This is a genomic window from Actinoplanes sp. NPDC023714 (assembly GCF_040639855.1).
Classification (GTDB): domain Bacteria; phylum Actinomycetota; class Actinomycetes; order Mycobacteriales; family Micromonosporaceae; genus Actinoplanes.
The window spans coordinates 1,447,746-1,466,290 of the sequence record NZ_JBFAAR010000001.1 but is presented as its reverse complement, the minus strand read 5'-3'; the positions used below and the strand labels follow the sequence as shown (position 1 = coordinate 1,466,290).

Genomic DNA, 18,545 nt, shown 5'->3' with positions numbered 1-18,545 from the left:
CCCTCACTCCTCGTCGAGCGCCGCGAGGATCTCGTCGGAGATGTCGGCGTTCGCGAAGATGTTCTGCACGTCGTCGCAGTCCTCGAGGACGTCGATCAGCTTGAGCACCTTGCGGGCCGCGTCCTCGTCGACCGGGACGGTCATGGTCGGCATCAGCACCGACTCGGCCGAGTCGTAGTCGATGCCGGCCCCCTGCAGCGCGGTCCGCACGGCGACCAGGTCGGTCGGCTCGCTGACCACCTCGAACGACTCGCCCAGGTCGTTGATCTCCTCGGCGCCCGCGTCGAGCACGGCGAGCATGACGTCGTCCTCGCTGAGCTCACCCTTCGGGACGATCACGACGCCCTTGCGGTTGAACAGGTAGGACACGCTGCCGGCGTCGGCGAAGGTGCCGTTGTTGCGGGTCAGCCGGGTGCGCACCTCGGTGGCCGCGCGGTTCCGGTTGTCGGTGAGGCACTCGATCAGCAGGGCCACGCCGTTGGGGCCGTAGCCCTCGTACATGATGGTCTGCCAGTCGGCGCCGCCGGCCTCGAGGCCCGAGCCGCGCTTGACCGCGTTGTCGATGTTGTTGTTCGGGACCGAGCTCTTCTTCGCCTTCTGGATGGCGTCGTAGAGCGTGGGGTTGCCCGCCGGGTCGCCACCGCCGGTCCGCGCCGCGACCTCGATGTTCTTGATGAGCTTCGCGAACATCTTGCCGCGCTTGGCGTCGATGACGGCTTTCTTGTGCTTCGTCGTCGCCCATTTGGAGTGGCCGGACATGCGTAACCTCCGTGTCTACCGTGCGGGTGCGGCCTGGCGGACCATCTCGACGAAGTACCGGTGGACGCGAAGGTCGCCGGTGAGCTCCGGGTGGAAAGCCGTGGCAAGCAGGTTGCCCTGCCGAACGGCGACAATCCTACCGGCGGCGGGCCCGTCCGCTACGCGGCCCAGCACCCGCACGTCTTCGCCGACCTCCTCGACCCACGGCGCGCGGATGAAGATCGCGTGAAAGTCGCCGCCCTCGACCTCGTCGATGGTGACCGGCGCCTCGAACGAGTCGACCTGCCGGCCGAACGCGTTGCGCCGCACGGTCATGTCGATGCCCCGGAACGACTCCTGGTCCGCCCGGCCGTCCAGCACCGTGGCAGCCAGCATGATCATGCCGGCGCAGGAGCCGTAGACCGGCATCCCGCCGGCGATCCGCTCCCGGATCGGGCCGAGCAGGCCGAAGCTCACCGCGAGGTTGCTGATCGCCGTCGACTCGCCGCCCGGGATCACCAGAGCGTCCACGCCGGCGAGCTCCTCCGGCCGCCGGACCGGCCGGGCCAGCACGTCCGACTCGGCCAGCGCGGAGAGATGTTCGCGCACGTCGCCCTGGAGGGCCAGCACTCCGATGTTCACGGGGCCCACTCTAGGCAGGCCCCCTCATGCAGGCCACCAGCAGGTCGATTGGCTATCGGAAGGCCCGTGACCGGTTCGTAGTCTGCCGTTGACACATCCCGCACTTCGCGCTTGAGGAGCCGAACCCATGTCTGAGAACCAGCCCGCCGTCGGGACCGCCCGCGTCAAGCGCGGCATGGCGGAGATGCTCAAGGGTGGCGTGATCATGGACGTGGTCACGCCCGACCAGGCGAAGATCGCCGAGGACGCGGGCGCCGTCGCGGTCATGGCGCTGGAGCGCGTGCCGGCCGACATCCGCGCGCAGGGCGGCGTCTCCCGGATGTCCGACCCCGACATGATCGACGGCATCATCGACGCCGTCTCCATCCCTGTCATGGCGAAGGCCCGCATCGGCCACTTCGTCGAGGCCCAGGTGCTCCAGTCGCTCGGCGTCGACTACGTGGACGAGTCCGAGGTGCTGACCCCCGCCGACTTCGCCAACCACATCGACAAGTGGCAGTTCACCGTGCCGTTCGTCTGCGGCGCCACCAACCTGGGCGAGGCGCTGCGCCGGATCACCGAGGGCGCCGCGATGATCCGCTCCAAGGGCGAGGCCGGCACCGGCGACGTCTCGAACGCCACCACCCACATGCGGAGGATCCGCGCCGAGATCCGCCGCCTGCAGAGCCTGCCGGAGGACGAGCTCTTCGTCGCGGCGAAAGAGCTTCAGGCACCGTACGAGCTGGTCAAGGAGGTAGCGGACGCCGGAAGACTGCCGGTCGTCCTCTTCACCGCGGGCGGCATCGCCACGCCGGCCGACGCCGCCATGATGATGCAGCTCGGTGCCGAGGGCGTCTTCGTCGGCTCCGGCATCTTCAAGTCCGGCAACCCGGCCCAGCGCGCCGCCGCCATCGTCAAGGCCGTCACCTTCCACGACGACCCGGACGTCATCGCCAAGGTCTCCCGCGGCCTGGGCGAGGCCATGGTGGGCATCAACGTCGACGATATCCCGGCCCCGCACCGCCTGGCCGAGCGAGGCTGGTGAAACCCCCTTCTCCGTACGAATACCGCCCCCCGAACCCGACTCCCCATCACAGCAACCGCAAACGATCGACCACCGGCCCCTCCGCAATCTTGGACGCTCAACCACCCTCAGCGCGATCTTGGACGCTCAACCACCGCATTCGGTGGCGAAGCGTCCAAGATCGGCAAGCGGGTGGTCGATCGTCCAAGATCCGCTGCGACCGGTGGTTGATCGTCCAAGATCCGCGAGGGCCGGTGGGTGATCGTCCAAGATCCGCGAGGGCCGGTGGTCGATCATCCAAGATCTGCAAGGGCCGGTGGTTGATCGTCCAAGATCTGCAAGGGCCGGTGGTGGTGAATCGGCCACGACCAGCGGGCGGCGAGGACCGCGCGACGACCAAGCTCTTCAGCGAGGGTCGAACGATCGCCGGAAGTCGGGAGCCACCGACTGGCTGCACGTCCTGACTCGCGGGCGGGCAGCTCGATCGGCCGGCGAGCGGCGCGGACAGGCGGGATGAGACAGCTCCGCGCGGGGCCATGGCCGGCGAGGGCGCGGTGGCGTCCTAGGAGGCTAGGTTGAAGAGGTGAGCGCGAGGGCACGCCGGGGCCGGCGGCGGCGTGAGCCGGCGGAAGGTGGCCGCAGGTGTGGTGCGCCACGGGACGGGCGTCGATGCGGTCGGGGACGGGCGTCATCCTCGTACGGATGAGGGGTTTTCAGACCGTCCGGACCGGCAGCGTGGATTCCGGCGGCGGGGTGGGGCCCGGCACCGTGAGGGGCGGTGGCAGATCGGGCATCACCGGCTCGACGATGTCGAAATACTCCGGGCGCGGGTGGCGGCGGGCCAGGCGCAGCAGGCGGACCAGCAGGCGGCGGCGGGCGCTCAGCGCGTCCCGGACCAGGTCGGTGTGTACTTGGCGGGCCAGCACCACCCGGCGGCTCGTGGCGATCAGCGCGCGGACGGCCTGGTCCTCCGGGTCCAGGTCGACGGCGCGCAACTGGCGCGTGAGGTCGTTCTCGGCCGACTCGCGGTCGCCCGGTTCGGCGTCCAGGGCGAGCCGGGCCGCCGCGTAGAGCTCCACCCGGTCGCCGTGCTCGGCCACCACCGCCGCCGCTGCCGCACGGCGCACCAGGTGCGCGTCCAGGGCACGCTCGGCCGACTGCGCCCGGACGTGCAGGCGCTCCACTCGTTGAGCGGTCCAGCCGAGGTACGCCGAGAAGATCGCGGCCAGCACGACGACTCCCACCACCCACCACATGCGGGGCATCGTAGTGCCGGATCGTGTCGGACTGTCTCTCCCCCGACCGTGGTCAGGACCATTCGTCGTCGAAGACGCGCCCGTCGGTCGCCTCGATCGCGGTCGCGTAGACCTCGAGGACCCGGTTGGCCACGCTCGGCCAGTCGAACGTCGCGACGACCGTCCGGGCGCACGAGGACAGCTCGGCCCGCCGTGCCGGATCATCCAGCAGGTCACCGAGCAGGGAGGTCAGGGCCGCGGCGTCGCCGTTCGGGAACAGCGCGCCGGCCCGGCCGCCGTCCAGGACGCGCCGGAACGCGTCCAGGTCGCTCGCCGCGATCGCCGCGCCGGCCGCCATCGCCTCGGTGAGGATCATGCCGAAACTCTCGCCGCCGGTGTTCGGCGCGACGTAGACGTCGACGCTGCGCAGCATGCGAGCTTTGTCCGCTTCAGACACCAAACCAAGAAATTTCACCCGATCGTGCAGAACGTCGGGAATATCGTCGTAAAGCTCTTCGGGCGACCCCGGCCCCGCCACCAACAGTCGCAAACCGGGCCGCTCCGGCGCCAGCGCCACGAACGCGGACCGCAACAGCGGGAACCCCTTCCGCGGCTCGGTGAACCGGCCCAGGAAGCCGAGAGCGCCCCCGCCGCCGGGCCACCCCTCCAGGGGCGGCGCCGAGGCGAACTTCCGCACCGCCACCCCGTTGGGGATCTCCACGGCCCCGCCGCCGAGGTGCTCGACCTGGACCTTGCGGGCGAGCTCGCTCACCGCGATCCGCGCGGTGATCTTCTCGATCACCGGCTGGAGGAAGCTCTGCAGCCCGGAGAGCGCGCGGGACCGGGTCATCGCGGTGTGGAAGGTGGCGACGACCGGGCCGCGGGCGGAGAGCACCGCGAGGAACGACAGGCTCGGCGAGAGCGGCTCGTGCACGTGCAGCACGTCGAACTCGCCGTGCTTGAGCCAGCGCCGCACCCGGGCCGTGGAGACCGGGCCGAAGGCGATTCGCGCGACCGACCCGTTGTACGGCAGCGGCACCGCCCGCCCGGCCGAGACGACATAGGACGGCAGCTCGGCGTCGTCGTCGGCGGGCGCGAGCACGCTCACCTCGTGACCGAGCCCGATCAGCGCCTCGGCGAGGTCCATGATGTGGTTCTGCACACCGCCCGGGACGTCGAACGAGTAGGGCGAGACGATCCCGATCCGCACGCAGACCCCCTAGATCCAGAGCTTCTGCAACATGTGCCAGTCCTGCGGATGCTCGGCGATCCCGAGCGCGAACGCGTCGGCGATCTGCTGCGTGGTCGCGCGGACCCGCTGGTCGAGCGGACCCTCGGTGGGCGGCGTGATGGGCCGCAGCCGCGCTTCGACGCGGGACGCCGAGTACCAGAGGTCGACCGCGAAGATCGGCGCGCCGGTCCGGATCGCGAGGATGGCCGGGCCGGCCGGCATCCGGGTGCGGCCGCCGAAGAACTCCACCTCGACGCCGTTGCGGGACAGGTCGCGGTCGGCCAGCAGCGGCACCACCCAGCCCTGCCGGAGGTGCTCGCCGAGGACGTCGAGCGGCGAGCGGTCCCCGCCGGTCAGCGGCAGGATCCGCATGCCGAGCCCTTCCCGGTAGTCCAGGAACTGCTTGTAGACGGACTCCGGCTTGAGCCGCTCGGCCACCGTGATCAGCTGCCAGTCGTGCGAGATCACCCAGGTGGCGGCCGCGTCCCAGTTCGCCACGTGCGGCAGCGCCAGGACGATGCCGTTGCCCTCGGCGATCGTCTTCTTCATGACGGCGTACGAGTCCGGCTCCATGAAGAAGCCGTCGAGGAACTGCCGCTTCGTCTTGGAGGGGAGCCGGAACGCCTCCATCCAATACCGGGCGTACGAGCGGAGGCCGTCCCGGACCAGGGTGTCCGGCATGTCCGGGCCGACGACCTGGCGCAGGTTGCCGCGCAGGCGCTGGGTGCCCTTGCCGTTCGCCCGGTAGGCGCGGTCGGCCGCCGCGGTGAAGAGCCGCTTGGCGACACCCTCCGGGAGGGCGCGCACGAGACGCCACCCGGCGGTGAAGCCGAGCGCGGTGAGCTGGTCCTTCACGCGGCGACGTCCGACTTGGCCGCCGCGACGAGCCGCTGCAGGACGGTGAAGAGCGACAGCGCGGCCAGCACCCAGAGCGCGGCCGGCAGGCCCCAGTCCACCCCGGCGGCGCCGAGCAGGCCGCCGACACCGACGATCAGCAGCCGTTCGAGGCGCTCGGCGATGCCGACGTCGGCGTTCAGCCCGAGGCTCTGGGCCCGCGCCTTCACGTACGACACCACGCCGCCGGCCACCAGGGCGATGAGCGCCCCGACGACGCCCCACCAGACCCCCTCGGTGGCGAGGTAGTAGGTGACCGCGCCGAAGACCGCGCCGTCGGCGAGCCGGTCCATCGACGAGTCGAGCAGGGCGCCGAATTTCCCGTTTCCGCCCCGCATGCGGGCCATTGTTCCGTCGAGCGCATCGGTGAGCGCACAGGCGGTTACGATCACAGTGCCCCAGAAGAGGTGTCCCTGCGATCCGAAGTAGGAGCCGATCAGCACGCCGACGGTTCCGGCGACGGTGACCGCGTTGGGCGTGACACCGATCCGGAGCAGGAATCGAGCGACCGGGTTGACGCCGTACGCGACGGCGGCACGGGCCGTAGTTTGAACGATCTTTGCCATGGCCGTCCCACCATATCGGCTCCCCCTCCTGATGGTCGGATCGTCACCATCCGGAACAGTGGTGCTTGCGACCGATATCTCCCCGGGTGTGGGATTCATTGAACAGCGGCGTAACGAAACTGAAACGACGGGAGCGCTCGGCATGGCGCAGAAGACTTCGGAGAAGGGACTCGCCGGCGCCGCCGCGCCGGTGGTGACAGAACCCGGCAGAGTTCGCAACGTGGTGCTGGTGGGCCACTCCGGTGCGGGGAAGACGACGCTGGTCGAGGCGCTGCTCGCGGCGACCGGCACGATCCCGAGGGCCGGAACCGTGGCGGACGGCACCACGGTGACCGATCACGATGCGGCGGCGGTCCGGCAGCAACGTTCGGTGGCGCTCGCCTGCGCGCCGCTGCTCCACGACGGAGTTAAGATCAACTTATTGGACACCCCGGGGTACGCCGATTTCGTCGGCGAGCTGCGGGCCGGCCTGCGCGCGGCGGACGCGGCACTCTTCGTCGTCTCCGCCGTCGACGGCGTGGACGACTCCACGATCGCCCTCTGGGAGGAGTGCGCGAGCGTCGGCATGCCCCGGGCCGTGGCGATCACCCGGCTCGACCACCCCCGGGCCGACTACGAGCAGACGCTGCAGGACTGCCAGGACGCGTTCGGCGACAACGTGATGCCGATCTACCAGCCGATGCTCGGCGACGACGGCCAGTCCATCGTCGGCCTGCTCGGGCTGGTCACGCTCCGGGTGCTGGACTACTCGGCCGGCTACCCGCCCCGCGTCGGCGAGGCCGAGCAGGAGCACATGAACCCGATCGCCGACGACCGGAACCAGCTCATCGAGGGGATCATCGCGGAGAGCGAGGACGAGACCCTGATGGACCGGTACGTCGCCGGCGAGCTGATCAGCACCGAGGCGCTCGTGCCCGACCTGGAGAAGGCCGTCGCCCGCGGCAACTTCTACCCGGTCATCCCGGTCTGCGCCGGCACCGGCGTCGGCCTCGACGCGCTGCTCGACGGCCTGGTCGGCGGCGCGCCCTCGCCGCTCGAGCACGAGCTCCCGGTGGTGACCGGTGTGGACGGCTCGCCGCGCCCGCCGCTCGTCTGCGACCCGGACGGGCCACTCGTGGCCGAGGTGGTGCGGACCACGATCGACCGGCACGTCGGCCGGGTCTCGCTGGTCCGGGTCTTCTCCGGCACCCTGCGCCCGGACCAGACCCTGCACGTCTCCGGGCACGGCATGGCCGAGCGCGGCCACCCCGACCACGACGCCGACGAGCGGGTGGCGCACGTCTACTCCCCGCTCGGCGCGCAGCTGCGCGAGGTGGCGTGCTGCGTCGCCGGCGACCTCTGCGCGATCACCAAGTCGGGCAGCGCGGAGACCGGCGACACGCTCTCCAGCAAGGACGATCCGCTGCTCATGGAGCCGTGGTCGATGCCCGAGCCGCTGCTGCCGATCGCCGTGGTGGCGAAGACCCGCTCGGACGAGGACGCCCTCGCCAAGAACCTGGCCCGGCTCGTCGCCGGCGACCCGACCCTGCGCCTCGAGCGCAACCCGGAGACCCACCAGCTGGTGCTCTGGACCATGGGCGAGTCGCACGCCGACGTGGTGCTCGATCGGCTCCGCGCCGGCGGCGTCGAGCTGGACACCGAGCCGGTCAAGGTGGCGCTGCGGGAGACGTTCGGCGCCGGCTCGCAGGGCCACGGCCGGCACGTGAAGCAGTCCGGCGGCCACGGCCAGTACGCGGTCTGCGACATCAAGGTGGAGCCGCTGCCCCGGGGCGAGGGCTTCCAGTTCGTGGACAAGGTGGTCGGTGGCGCGGTCCCGCACAACTACATCCCCTCGGTGGAGAAGGGCGTCCGCGCCCAGCTCGAGAAGGGCCTGGTCGCCGGCTACCCGGTGGTCGACCTGAAGGTCACCCTCTACGACGGCAAGGCGCACAGCGTCGACTCCTCCGACGCGGCCTTCCAGACGGCCGGCGCGCTCGCCCTGCGCGCGGCCGCCGAGAACGGCCAGATCACCCTGCTGGAACCGGTCGACGAGATCCTCGTGAAGGTGCCGGAGACCTACGTCGGCCCGGTCATGAGCGACCTGTCCGGCCGGCGCGGGCGGCCGATGGGCAGCGAGTCCGACGGGGACGCGAGCCTGGTCCGGGCCGAGGTGCCCGCGACCGAGCTGGTCCGGTACGCCGTCGAGCTGCGGGCGCTGACCTCCGGGACCGGCACGTTCACCCGCCGCTACGTCCGGCACGAGCCGATGCCGGCGCACCTGGCCGACGCGGCCCGCAAGGAGCACGCCAGGTAGCTCAGATAGTGATGGCGTTCGCCGCCTCGTGCATCGGCGCGAGCACCTTGTCGATCACCTGCTCCTTACGCGGGTGGAACCGCAGGGTCCGCATCCCGTAGTTGCGGAAGCCGATGGCGAGGCGGCTCGCCGGGACCATGTCCCTCACCATCCTGCGGCCGAACGCCATGTTCTTCTCGACGTAGGGCCGCATGATCCGCTCATACTCCGCGAAGCCGCCCCCGTCGACGAGCTGCTGCCCCAGCACGTACGCCCCGACCAGCGCCAGGCTCGTCCCCTGGCCGGACGCCGGCGAGGGGCAGTACCCCGCGTCGCCGAGCAGCACCACCCGGCCGGACGACCAGCGCGGCGCCGGCACCTGGCTCATCGAGTCGAAGTAGAAGTCCGGCGCGTCGTCGATCTGGGCCAGGAAGTCGTCGCTGCGCCAGCCGCGCCCCGCGAACGCGGCCCGGAGCAGGTCCTTCTGGGCCGCGATGTCGCGCCGGTCGTAGCCGAGCGGCTCGGAGGCGAACGTCATGCCGATCCGGGCCGGCTCGCCCGCACCCATCGCATAGGCGAAGATCAGACGGCCGGGTTCGGTGTACATGATCTCCTCACGCTCGATGCCGAGGTCGTTCTCGACCTCGAAGATCGAGATGTACGCCCCCAGATGGTCCAGCCGAACCTCGGGCATCACGAGCCCGCGGGTGCTGGAGTTCAGCCCGTCCGCCGCGACGATCACGTCGAACTCCTCGACGCGGCCACTCTCGAACCTGACCGATCTGGCGGAGATCTCGGAGATGGCGTCTCCGAAGATCGTGTGCGCGCCGGCCGCCTCGTGCAGCAGCACGCCCAGGTCTCCCCGCATGATCTCCAGGTCGTCACCGCGCCGGCCCATCAGCAGGTCGGCCGGCAGCGAGGCGATCCTCCTGCCCGCCTTGTTCACATAGGTGACCTGCCGCATCCCGGTGTCGCGCTCCTTGGCGGCCGCGTGCAGGCCCATCCGGTGCAGCACGGTGGTGGCGGCGCCGCGCACGTCCACCTTGTAGCCGCCGGCCCGCAGCTCCGGGGCCCGCTCCACGACCGTGACGTCCCACCCCGCCCGGACCAGCCAGAACGCCAGCGCCGGACCCGCCACACCAGAACCGGAAATCAACACCTTGCGATTCGTCATGCCTGAACTATACAAACGTCTTATACGTTTGTATAGAAGTTAGGATCAGCGACCATGGGCCACCGGGAAGATCTGCTGCAGGGCGCGAAGCGCGCCATCTTCGAGAAGGGGTACGCGCACACCACGGCGCGCGACATCGTGGCGGCCTCCGGCACCAACCTGGCCTCGATCGGCTACCACTACGGCTCGACGAAGGCGCTGCTCACCGCCGCGATGCTGAGCGCCATCCAGGACTGGGGCGACGCCATGGGCCAGGCCCTCGGCGAGGAGCGCGACGACGACCCGGCCGACCCGATGCTGCGCTTCTGGCAGCGGGTGATCGGCTCGATCCGGTCACACCGGGCGCTCTGGCTCGCCAGCGTCGAGGTGATGATCCAGAGCGAGCACAACCCGGAACTGCGCGCTCAGCTCGCGGCCGGCATGCACGAGGGGCGCAAGGGCATGGCCGCCCTGGTCACCGGCATCCCCGAGGACGAGCTCGACGAGGTCACGATCCGCACGGTCGGATCGGCGCAGATGGCGATGATGTCCGGGGTGCTGACGCAGTGGCTCACCGATCCGTCGACCGCGCCGTCCGCCGAGGACGTGGTGGCCGGAATCAGAGGGCTAGGCGGTCCAGGCCTTCACGATCAGGTCCCGGGTGTCTGACAGGAGCTGCGGGAGGATCTTCGTCTGACCGATCACCGGCATGAAGTTGGCATCGCCTCCCCACCGCGGCACCACGTGCTGGTGCAGGTGGGCGGCGATCCCGGCGCCCGCGATCGAGCCCTGGTTCATCCCGATGTTGAAGCCGTGCGGGCTGCTCACCGACCGGATCACCCGCATCGCGGTCCGGGTGAACGCGGCCACCTCGGCCGTCTCGGCCTCGGTCAGATCGGTGTAGTCGGCGACGTGCCGGTAGGGGCAGACCAGCAGGTGCCCCGGGTTGTACGGGTAGAGGTTGAGCAGCGCGTAGACCAGCTCGCCGCGCGCCACCACGAGCGTGTCCGGCTCGGGCAGCCCGGGCGCGACGCAGAACGGGCAGCCGGCCGGCTGGTTCTGACCGGCGATGTACTCCATCCGGTGCGGCGCCCAGAGCCGCTCGAGGCCGTCATCCACGTACCGATCCTAGGGCTGCCCCGCCGCCGGCAGGACAGCCCCGGGACCGCGTCAGAGCGCGGACGGCCCCACGTTGGTGCGCGAGCGGACGATCTCGGCGACGTGCGCCACGGCCTCGTCGATCGAGACGCCGTTGCGCTGCGACCCGTCGCGGTAGCGGAACGACACGGTGCCGCCGCTCACGTCGTCGTCGCCGGCGATCGCCATGAACGGGATCTTCTGCTGCTGCGCGGTGCGGATCTTCTTCTGCATCCGGTCGGTCGAATAGTCGACCTCCGCCCGGATGCCTTCCTTGCGGAGGCGATCGACGAAGGAAGCCAGGTAGTCGGCGTGGTCGTCGCGGATCGGGATGCCGACCACCTGCACCGGCGCGAGCCAGGCCGGGAACGCGCCGGCGTAGTGCTCGACCAGCACGCCGAAGAACCGCTCGATCGAGCCGAACTTCGCCGAGTGGATCATCACCGGCTCCTGGCGGGAGCCGTCGGCGGCCTGATACTCCAGACCGAACCGGGCCGGCTGGTTGAAGTCGTACTGGATGGTCGACATCTGCCAGGTCCGGCCGATCGCGTCCTTCGCCTGCACGCTGATCTTCGGGCCGTAGAACGCCGCGCCGCCCGGGTCGAGCACCAGGTCGAGGCCGGACTCCTTGGCCACGTCCTCGAGGACGGCGGTGGCCTTCTCCCACTGCTCGTCCGAGCCGATGAACTTGTCGCTCTTCGGGTCCCGGGTCGACAGCTCCAGGTAGTAGTCGTCCATACCGAAGTCGTCGAGCAGCGAGCGGACGAAGTTCAGCAGGTGCTTGATCTCGCCCGGCGCCTGCTCGGCGGTGACGTACGAGTGCGAGTCGTCCTGGGTCAGGCCGCGCACCCGGGTGAGGCCGTGCACCACGCCGGACTTCTCGTACCGGTAGACCGAGCCGAACTCGAACAGGCGCAGCGGCAGCTCACGGTAGGACCGCCCGCGCGACCTGAAGATCAGGTTGTGCATCGGGCAGTTCATCGCCTTGAGGTAGTACTTGGCGCCCTCGAGCTCGCTCGGCGGGAACATGGTGTCCGCGTAGTAGGGCAGGTGTCCCGAGGTGTGGAACAGGCCCTCCTTGCTGATGTGCGGGGTGCCGACGTACTGGAAGCCCTCCTCGATGTGCCGGGCCCGGACGTAGTCCTCCATCTCCCGCTTGATCACGCCACCCTTGGGGTGGAAGACCACGAGACCGGAGCCGATCTCGTCGGGGAAGGAGAAGAGGTCGAGCTCGGTGCCGAGCTTGCGGTGGTCGCGGCGCTCGGCCTCGGCGAGGCGGTTCAGGTAGGCCTTCAGCTCGTCCCGGGACGGCCAGGCGGTGCCGTAGATCCGCTGGAGCTGCGGGTTCTTCTCGGAGCCGCGCCAGTAGGCGGCGGCCGAGCGCATCAGCTTGAAGGCCGGGATGAGCCGGGTCGACGGCAGGTGCGGGCCGCGGCAGAGGTCGCCCCAGACCCGCTCGCCGTCCTTGTTCAAATTGTCGTAGTGGGTGAGCTCACCCGCGCCGACCGCCTTGGCCTCCTCGTCGACGTCGCCCTTGATATCGACGAGTTCCAGCTTGAACGGCTCCTTCGCCAGCTCGGCCTTGGCCTCGTCGAGCGAGCCGTACTCCCGGCGGCGGAACGTCTGCCCGGCCTTGACGATCTCCTGCATGCGCTTCTCGAGCTTGCCGAGGTCTTCCGGCTGGAACGGCTTCGCCACGTCGAAGTCGTAGTAGAAGCCGTCGCGGATCGGCGGGCCGATGCCGAGCTTCGCCTCCGGGAAGACGTCCTGCACGGCCTGGGCGAGCACGTGCGCGGTCGAGTGGCGCAGCACGTCGAGGCCGTCCGGCTCGTCGATCGCGACCGGGGTCACCTCGGCGTCGGCCTCGGGCGACCAGGCCAGGTCGCGCAGCCGGCCGTCGGCGTCGCGCACCACGACGATCGCCTTGGGCCCGTTCGCCGGGAGGCCGGCGGCGGCCACCGCGTCGGCCGCCGTAGTCCCGGCCGGGACGACTAGTGGGTCGGCCACAGCGGGGTTACGGGGTGCAGACACGGTCTTTCTCCATTCAGACGGCGACGCCCGGCGATTCCGGGCCGTCCACGATGCTATCCGTCCTGTTTTCCCATGCTCCGACCGGCGCGGCCAGCGATTTCCTATTCGCCGCCGGCGGCGGCGAGCCACGCCGGCAGCGGCTCGCGGGCGGAGAGCCAGGACGCCGGGATGCCGTCGAGCCCGGTGTACGCCGCCACCACTCCCCCGGCGATCGCCGCGGTGGTGTCCACGTCGCCGCCGGCCGCCACGCAGGCGGTGATCGCCGCCGGGTAGTCGTCGAGGTGCCGGGCCGCGACCCAGAGCGCGAACGGCACGGTGTCCTGCGCCATCGACCGCGAGCCGTTGCCGAGCCGGTACGCCGCCTCGTCCGCCCGGCCGATCGTGGCCGCCTCCAGCAGATCCGCCCGGACCAGGCCGTCCGGGGTGTGCGCGGCCACCGCGCGGAGCAGCAGTTCCGGCTCCGGACGCCTGCCGTCCAGGCGCCCCGCCGCGGCCACCGCGGCGGCCACCGTCACCGCCACGCCGCCGGCGATCCCCTCCGGGTGCGAATGGGTGACCTCGGCCGCCCGTACGCCCTCGGCCGCCGCATGCGCGAGCGAGTCCGCATGCCAGGCCCCCAGCGGCGCGGCCCGCATGGCCGCGCCGTTGCCGCAGGAGCCGGCGCCGTCGAAGGCGGCCGCCGCGGCGATCGGCCAGGGCAGGCCGTCCCGGATCTCGCGCAGCATCACGACCGCGCCCGGACCGTAGCCGCGATAGGGGTCGTGCACCCGGCCGAGCATCGCGGCGAACGCGTCCCGGTCGAGGTGCTTGTCCGACTCGGCGCCCTCGGACAGCGTCGCCACCAGGCAGCAGGCCTGCTCGGTGTCGTCGGTCCACTCCCAGGGCGGCTCGGGCACCCGCGACTCGGCCAGATCGGACGGCTTGTTTCCGGGCACGAAGTACTGGGCTCCGAGGGCGTCGCCGACGCTGAGGCCGGCCAGACTCTCGAGGGCCAACGCGAGACGCGTACCGGGGAAGAGAGTGAAAGACATCGGCGCTTCGGATCGTATTCCATCACTCACCGTCATTAAAGACTCTCGCTGGATCACCCTTTAGGTTCTCCTCGCCGGGGACGCTACGGTCTTCGCATGGCCACGGTGTTGCTCGTCGAAGACGATCATGTCGTGCGCGGCGCCATGCTCCGATCGCTCGCCGACCGGGGGCATGCCGTGCACGCCGTCGGCACGGCTCTGGAAGCGCTGCGGCGGGTCGCCGCGGAGACGCCGGACCTCGTCGTGCTCGATCTCGGACTGCCCGACCTCGACGGCTCGGACGCGCTGCGCATGCTGCGCGGGATCACCGACGTGCCGATCATCATCGCGACCGCGCGCGACGACGAGCAGACCGTCGTGAGGCTGCTGCGCGCCGGCGCCGACGACTACATGGTCAAGCCGTTCACCGGCGCCCACCTCGACGCCCGGATCGCCACCGTGCTGCGGCGCGTGGGCCGGGCCAGCCGCGCCGCGCAGCCGGCCGTCCACGAGGTGGGCGAGCTGCGGGTGGACGTGGGCGAGCGCAGCGCCACCCTCGGGGACCAGCCGCTCGCGCTGACCCGCAAGGAATTCGATCTTCTGGCTTACCTGGCGGCCCGCCCGGGCCGTGTGGTGTCCCGTCGCGAGCTGTTGGAGGAGGTATGGCGACAGCCATCGGTCGGCGAGGACCAGACCATCGACGTGCATTTGTACTGGCTTCGCCGGAAACTGGGCGAGTCCGCGGCGAAGCCCCGCTACCTGCGCACCGTGCGGGGGGTCGGATTCCGGTTGGTGGCGCCGGACTGAGGCTGCGGCTGGCCTACACCACCGCCGCCACCACCGCGGTCGTGGCGCTCGTCTTCCTCGTGCCGCTCGGCTGGAACCTGCGCAACGACCACCGGGACGCCGCCCTGGCCGCGGCCGCCGAACGCACCGCCACCGTGGCCGGCGCCCTCACCTCGGGCGCCGGCGACAAGGGCGTGGCCGCCGCGCTCGCCGCGGCCGGGCCGGGCACCGTGGTGCACACCCCGGGCATCGCCCCCACCGAGGGCGGCCGGGCCGGCGCCGCGCTGATCGACCGGGCCGCCGTCGCGCCCGAGCCGACCGTCGAGGGCGTCGCCGGCGGGATGGTCCGGCTCGTGCCGGTGAACATCGGCGACGAGCACTCGGTGATCGAGGCGTTCATCCCGGCCTCCGAGCTGAACCGGGACACCGCCCGCGACTGGTGGTTGCTGCTCGGCCTCGCCGTGGTCCTGGTGGGCGGCGCCGTCTTCGTGGTGGACCGGCTGGCCCGGGGCGCGGTCGCCTCGGCCCGCAACCTGGTGGAGGCCGCTCTCGCGGTCGGGGACGGCGATCTCGGCGTACGGATAAACCCCTCCGGCCCGAGGGAGCTGGCCGAGGCCGGGTACGCCTTCAACCGGATGGCGGACCGCCTGGTCACCTCGCGGACCGACGAGCGGGAGCTGGTCGCCGACCTGTCGCACCGGCTGCGCACGCCGCTGACCGCGCTGCGGCTGGACGCCGAGGCGCTCGACCCGGACGACACCCAGATCATCGACCTGACCGACGCCGAAGTGGACCGCCGCCGGGGCATCCGCCGCATCCGGCAGGCCATCGGCACCCTCGAGGACGAGGTCAACCACCTGATCAACACGACCCGGCAGGCGGTCGCGGCCCAGGTCGCGGCGCCCGAGGACGGCCTCTGCGACGCCAGCGAGGTGGTCCGCGAACGGATGATGTTCTGGTCGGCGCTCGCCGGCGACCAGGATCGCCAGTACCGTGTGGTCGGCGCGCACCTGCGCATCCCGGTCCCGGTGGCCCGGGCCGAGCTGGCCGCCGCGCTCGACGCGGTGCTGGGCAACGTCTTCCGCTACACCCCGCAGGGCACCGCCTTCGAGGTGGGACTCTCCCGCCGCGACGGCTGGGTGGCGCTGCGGGTGGACGACGCCGGTCCCGGCATCGCCGATCCCGAGCAGGCGCTCCGGCGCGGCCAGAGCAACCAGGGCTCGACCGGCCTCGGTCTGGACATCGCCCGCAGGGTGGCCCAGAACACCGGCGGCTCGGTGAGCCTGGACCGGGCCGCCATGGGCGGGGCGAGCGTCGTGATGCTGCTCGCCGACGCCGACGCGACACCCAAGATCCCGAGCAGGTTCGGGCTGGTCGGGCGGGGCCGGCCGGCACGCGAGAAGGACCCGGTACGCCGGCGCTGGCAACGAGGACGGGAATGAGCAAGGGCTACGACGGACAGATCCCCCGGACGACACAGCGCTGGCTTAGATCCCTCTTAAAACCGTTCCCCCCGGCTCCCCGGGCTGGCAGGGTTCGCACCGACCCCGTCCCTTCCCACCGCACGAGATCTCGACGAGGAGACGCCGTGTCCGCGCATCGCCGGCCAGCGTTCCGCGGGTCGCCTCCCGGGCGACGCCGCGCGGCAGGCGACCACCGCCCCCGGACACGCTCCGCAGCGTTCCGGCTCCTCCCGGTGGCGCTCGGCGTCGCGCTGCTCGGCGTCGGCGGCGTGGTGGGCCCGAGCGTCATCGGCGCGGTCCCCTCCGACGACCTGGACCGCTTCTCGCTCTCCGCGCTGCCGACCGACGCGCCCGAGGAAGGCCTGGTCTACAGCGGGCTGAAGCTGGCCTCGGACGACTCGCTCTGCGCCGGCAACTACCAGCTCTTCGAGCAGACCTGCACGCACGGCCCGGACGCCGCGCCGGCCGGCCTGTCGGTGCGCCGCGACGTGGCCCCGGTGACCGAGGCGTCGGCGCGCGACGTCACGGTGGTCCGCCGGGAGACCGGCGCCGTGCCGACCGACGCCGAGATCGCCCGCGACGAGGGCGGCAGCGCGCTGACCGCGGACGCGCCGGCGCTGATCCCGGACGCCGCCCCCGGCCAGGCCGACTTCATCCTCGGCCCGGACGACGTGGCCTGCTCCGGCGACGGCCGCAGCGGCAAGCGGATCCAGCTGCTCTACCTGCACGAGTCGTCGGAGCCGAGCCGGTACGCGAAGTTCCTGAACTCGTTCCGCACCTGGGCCGCCGGCGTCGACGCGATCTACGACGCCAGCGCCGGGGAGACCGGCGGCTCCCGCCACATCCGGTACGTCACCACTCCCGAGTGCCGGGTCGACGTCGCCGAGGTGCAGCTCCCGGACGACTCGCTGCGGTCCTTCACCACCAGCATCGAGGCGCTGCGCGACCTCGGCTACAACCGGACCGACCGCAAGTACCTGATGTTCTCCGACACGAACGTCTACTGCGGCATCTCGTCCTACGTGAACGACACCCGCCCGATCCGGGGCAACCGCAACAACGGCGGGCCGTCGTACGCCCGGGTCGACTCCGGCTGCTGGAGCGCCGCGATGGCCGCCCACGAGCTCACCCACACCCTCGGCGCCGTGCTCGTCGACTCGCCGAACTCCACCGGGATGGGCAGCTGCACCGACGACTTCGACCTGCTCTGCGGCGAGGACCGCTCCGGCAAGCCGATGCGCCAGGTCTGCGAGAAGAAGCACGAGATCCGGCTGGACTGCGGCAACGACGACTACTTCAGCACCAACCCGAAGCCGGGCAGCTACCTCGACAAGCACTGGAACGTGGCGCTCAGCGACTTCCTGCTGCGCAGCGACGGCGGCGACGACATCCCGGACGCGCCGGGCGCCGTCGCCCCCGACCCGGCGCCGGCCGCCTCGCCGTCGCCGTCCGCGCCCGCGTCCCCGTCGCTCTCGCCCTCGCCCTCGCTGTCCCCGTCGCCCAGCGTCTCGCCGAGCGCCGAGGCATCGGTCTCGCCCAGCGCCCCGGAGAGCCCCGCGCCCGACGTCAGCGCCTCCGAAGCCGCCGCGCCCGATCTGCCGGCCATCGAGGAGGTCGCGCACACGGTCGCGCCGACCGCCGACCCGGACACCGCCGAGGGCGCCCCGGCCGAGACTCCGGGCACCACGAACGACGGCGCGCAGGCGGTCCTGGAGATCCGCGAGGCGACCAGCACCTCGGTCCGCCTCACCTGGAGCTCCGGGGCCGACGACGCGGCGTACGAGGTCTCCGTCGGCGGCGAGCCGGTGGCGACCACGAAGGCCACCCGGGCCCGCCTGATCGGCTTGAAGCCCGACTCCAAGTACGTCGTGCAGATCAGGAACAGGAAGCTCGGTTACCTCGCCAAGGGCACCGCGGTCACCGCCCCGGCGGCCCGGCCGGTGCAGAACTCCTGGTTCGTGCTGACCAACTCGCTGACCGGCGGCGCGGCCGACCTGTACGCGGCCCGGGACACCGACGGCACCCCGGTGACCCTCGGCGACCAGGACGGCGGCAGCCAGCAGCAGTGGCAGCTCGTACCGGCCGAGAGCGGCACCTACTCGCTGGTGTCGCGGGCGAGCAACAGGTGCGCGGTGGCGCTCGGCGGCCGCCCGGTCGCCGGCAGCCCGCTCGTGCAGGGCGACTGCTACGCGGCCGAGGGCGCCCGCTGGACGCTCCAGGCCTCCGATTACGGCTTCACCGTGCGCAGCACCACCGGCGACCTGGTGATCGGCGTCGGCGCCCAGCGCTTCGGCGCGCACCGGGTGCTGGTCCTCCAGGAGGACACCCGCCAGCGGCACCAGAGCTGGACGGCCGTTCCCGACTGACCTACCGCAGGGAGATTC

Annotated in this window: 16 protein-coding genes; 6 read left to right on the top strand and 10 right to left on the bottom strand. The window is 71.5% G+C overall.

The genetic code is table 11. From position 1 onward, the window contains the following. Nucleotides 1-3: 3 nt before the first annotated feature. Nucleotides 4-759 (bottom strand): YebC/PmpR family DNA-binding transcriptional regulator, encoded by a 756-nt coding sequence (locus AB0G10_RS06895; protein ID WP_360917628.1) that lies wholly within the window; start codon nt 757-759, stop codon nt 4-6. Between the two features lie 15 nt (nt 760-774). Further along, entirely contained in the window at nt 775-1,380 is a 606-nt protein-coding gene (gene pdxT / locus AB0G10_RS06890; protein WP_360917625.1) for a pyridoxal 5'-phosphate synthase glutaminase subunit PdxT, read from the bottom strand. A 127-nt stretch (nt 1,381-1,507) separates the two neighbouring features. Here pdxT and pdxS point away from each other — a divergent pair, with 127 nt between their 5' ends. Next, nucleotides 1,508-2,404 (top strand): pyridoxal 5'-phosphate synthase lyase subunit PdxS, encoded by an 897-nt coding sequence (gene pdxS, locus AB0G10_RS06885; RefSeq protein ID WP_360917622.1) that lies wholly within the window; start codon nt 1,508-1,510, stop codon nt 2,402-2,404. 692 nt (nt 2,405-3,096) lie between these two features. Here pdxS and AB0G10_RS06880 read toward each other — a convergent pair. Genes AB0G10_RS06880 through pgsA form a run of 4 tightly spaced genes read right to left on the bottom strand, consistent with a single transcriptional unit; the run spans nt 3,097 to nt 6,309 of the window. Further along, nucleotides 3,097-3,648 (bottom strand): hypothetical protein, encoded by a 552-nt coding sequence (locus AB0G10_RS06880; RefSeq protein WP_360917619.1) that lies wholly within the window; start codon nt 3,646-3,648, stop codon nt 3,097-3,099. Nucleotides 3,649-3,691: 43 nt separating this feature from the next. Then, entirely contained in the window at nt 3,692-4,828 is a 1,137-nt protein-coding gene (locus AB0G10_RS06875; protein ID WP_360917616.1) for a glycosyltransferase family 4 protein, read from the bottom strand. A gap of 9 nt (nt 4,829-4,837) precedes the next feature. After that, nucleotides 4,838-5,704 (bottom strand): phosphatidylinositol mannoside acyltransferase, encoded by an 867-nt coding sequence (locus tag AB0G10_RS06870; protein ID WP_360917613.1) that lies wholly within the window; start codon nt 5,702-5,704, stop codon nt 4,838-4,840. Beyond that, on the bottom strand, nt 5,701-6,309 hold the full coding sequence (gene pgsA, locus AB0G10_RS06865) for a phosphatidylinositol phosphate synthase (RefSeq protein ID WP_360917610.1): 609 nt from the start codon (nt 6,307-6,309) through the stop codon (nt 5,701-5,703). Before pgsA ends, AB0G10_RS06870 begins: the two co-directional genes overlap by 4 nt. A gap of 142 nt (nt 6,310-6,451) precedes the next feature. Between pgsA and AB0G10_RS06860 the strand changes: the two genes are divergently transcribed. Continuing rightward, on the top strand, nt 6,452-8,602 hold the full coding sequence (locus AB0G10_RS06860) for an elongation factor G-like protein EF-G2 (RefSeq protein WP_360917607.1): 2,151 nt from the start codon (nt 6,452-6,454) through the stop codon (nt 8,600-8,602). A 1-nt stretch (nt 8,603) separates the two neighbouring features. On the opposite strand, the gene AB0G10_RS06855 is transcribed toward AB0G10_RS06860, so the two are convergent. Then, the gene (locus tag AB0G10_RS06855) at nt 8,604-9,755 is read right to left on the bottom strand and encodes an FAD-dependent monooxygenase (protein WP_360917604.1); all 1,152 of its coding nucleotides are present in this window, start codon (nt 9,753-9,755) and stop codon (nt 8,604-8,606) included. Between the two features lie 54 nt (nt 9,756-9,809). Here AB0G10_RS06855 and AB0G10_RS06850 point away from each other — a divergent pair, with 54 nt between their 5' ends. Next, nucleotides 9,810-10,403, top strand: a complete 594-nt coding sequence (locus AB0G10_RS06850; RefSeq protein ID WP_360917601.1) for a TetR/AcrR family transcriptional regulator — start codon at nt 9,810-9,812, stop codon at nt 10,401-10,403. Here the strand turns inward: AB0G10_RS06850 and AB0G10_RS06845 are convergent. The 3 genes from AB0G10_RS06845 to AB0G10_RS06835 all read right to left on the bottom strand — a co-directional run bounded on the left by AB0G10_RS06845 (nt 10,362) and on the right by AB0G10_RS06835 (nt 13,933). Then, nucleotides 10,362-10,814, bottom strand: coding sequence for an HIT domain-containing protein (locus AB0G10_RS06845; protein WP_360917980.1), 453 nt, complete (start codon nt 10,812-10,814; stop codon nt 10,362-10,364). The genes AB0G10_RS06850 and AB0G10_RS06845 overlap by 42 nt on opposite strands. 90 nt (nt 10,815-10,904) lie before the next feature. Continuing rightward, nucleotides 10,905-12,902: a threonine--tRNA ligase gene (gene thrS / locus AB0G10_RS06840; protein ID WP_360917598.1), complete on the bottom strand. Its 1,998-nt coding sequence runs from the start codon at nt 12,900-12,902 to the stop codon at nt 10,905-10,907. A gap of 101 nt (nt 12,903-13,003) precedes the next feature. Next, nucleotides 13,004-13,933 carry an ADP-ribosylglycohydrolase family protein gene (locus AB0G10_RS06835; protein ID WP_360917595.1) on the bottom strand — a complete coding sequence of 310 codons (930 nt, stop codon included), beginning with the start codon at nt 13,931-13,933 and terminating at the stop codon, nt 13,004-13,006. A 96-nt stretch (nt 13,934-14,029) separates the two neighbouring features. Here AB0G10_RS06835 and AB0G10_RS06830 point away from each other — a divergent pair, with 96 nt between their 5' ends. From AB0G10_RS06830 to AB0G10_RS06820, 3 genes are all read left to right on the top strand, one after another. Beyond that, nucleotides 14,030-14,719 carry a response regulator transcription factor gene (locus AB0G10_RS06830; protein ID WP_043525920.1) on the top strand — a complete coding sequence of 230 codons (690 nt, stop codon included), beginning with the start codon at nt 14,030-14,032 and terminating at the stop codon, nt 14,717-14,719. Between the two features lie 41 nt (nt 14,720-14,760). Next, the gene (locus AB0G10_RS06825; RefSeq protein ID WP_360917592.1) at nt 14,761-16,140 is read left to right on the top strand and encodes a HAMP domain-containing sensor histidine kinase; all 1,380 of its coding nucleotides are present in this window, start codon (nt 14,761-14,763) and stop codon (nt 16,138-16,140) included. 254 nt (nt 16,141-16,394) lie between these two features. Beyond that, nucleotides 16,395-18,527 carry an RICIN domain-containing protein gene (locus tag AB0G10_RS06820; protein ID WP_360917590.1) on the top strand — a complete coding sequence of 711 codons (2,133 nt, stop codon included), beginning with the start codon at nt 16,395-16,397 and terminating at the stop codon, nt 18,525-18,527. Nucleotides 18,528-18,545 lie beyond the last annotated feature (18 nt).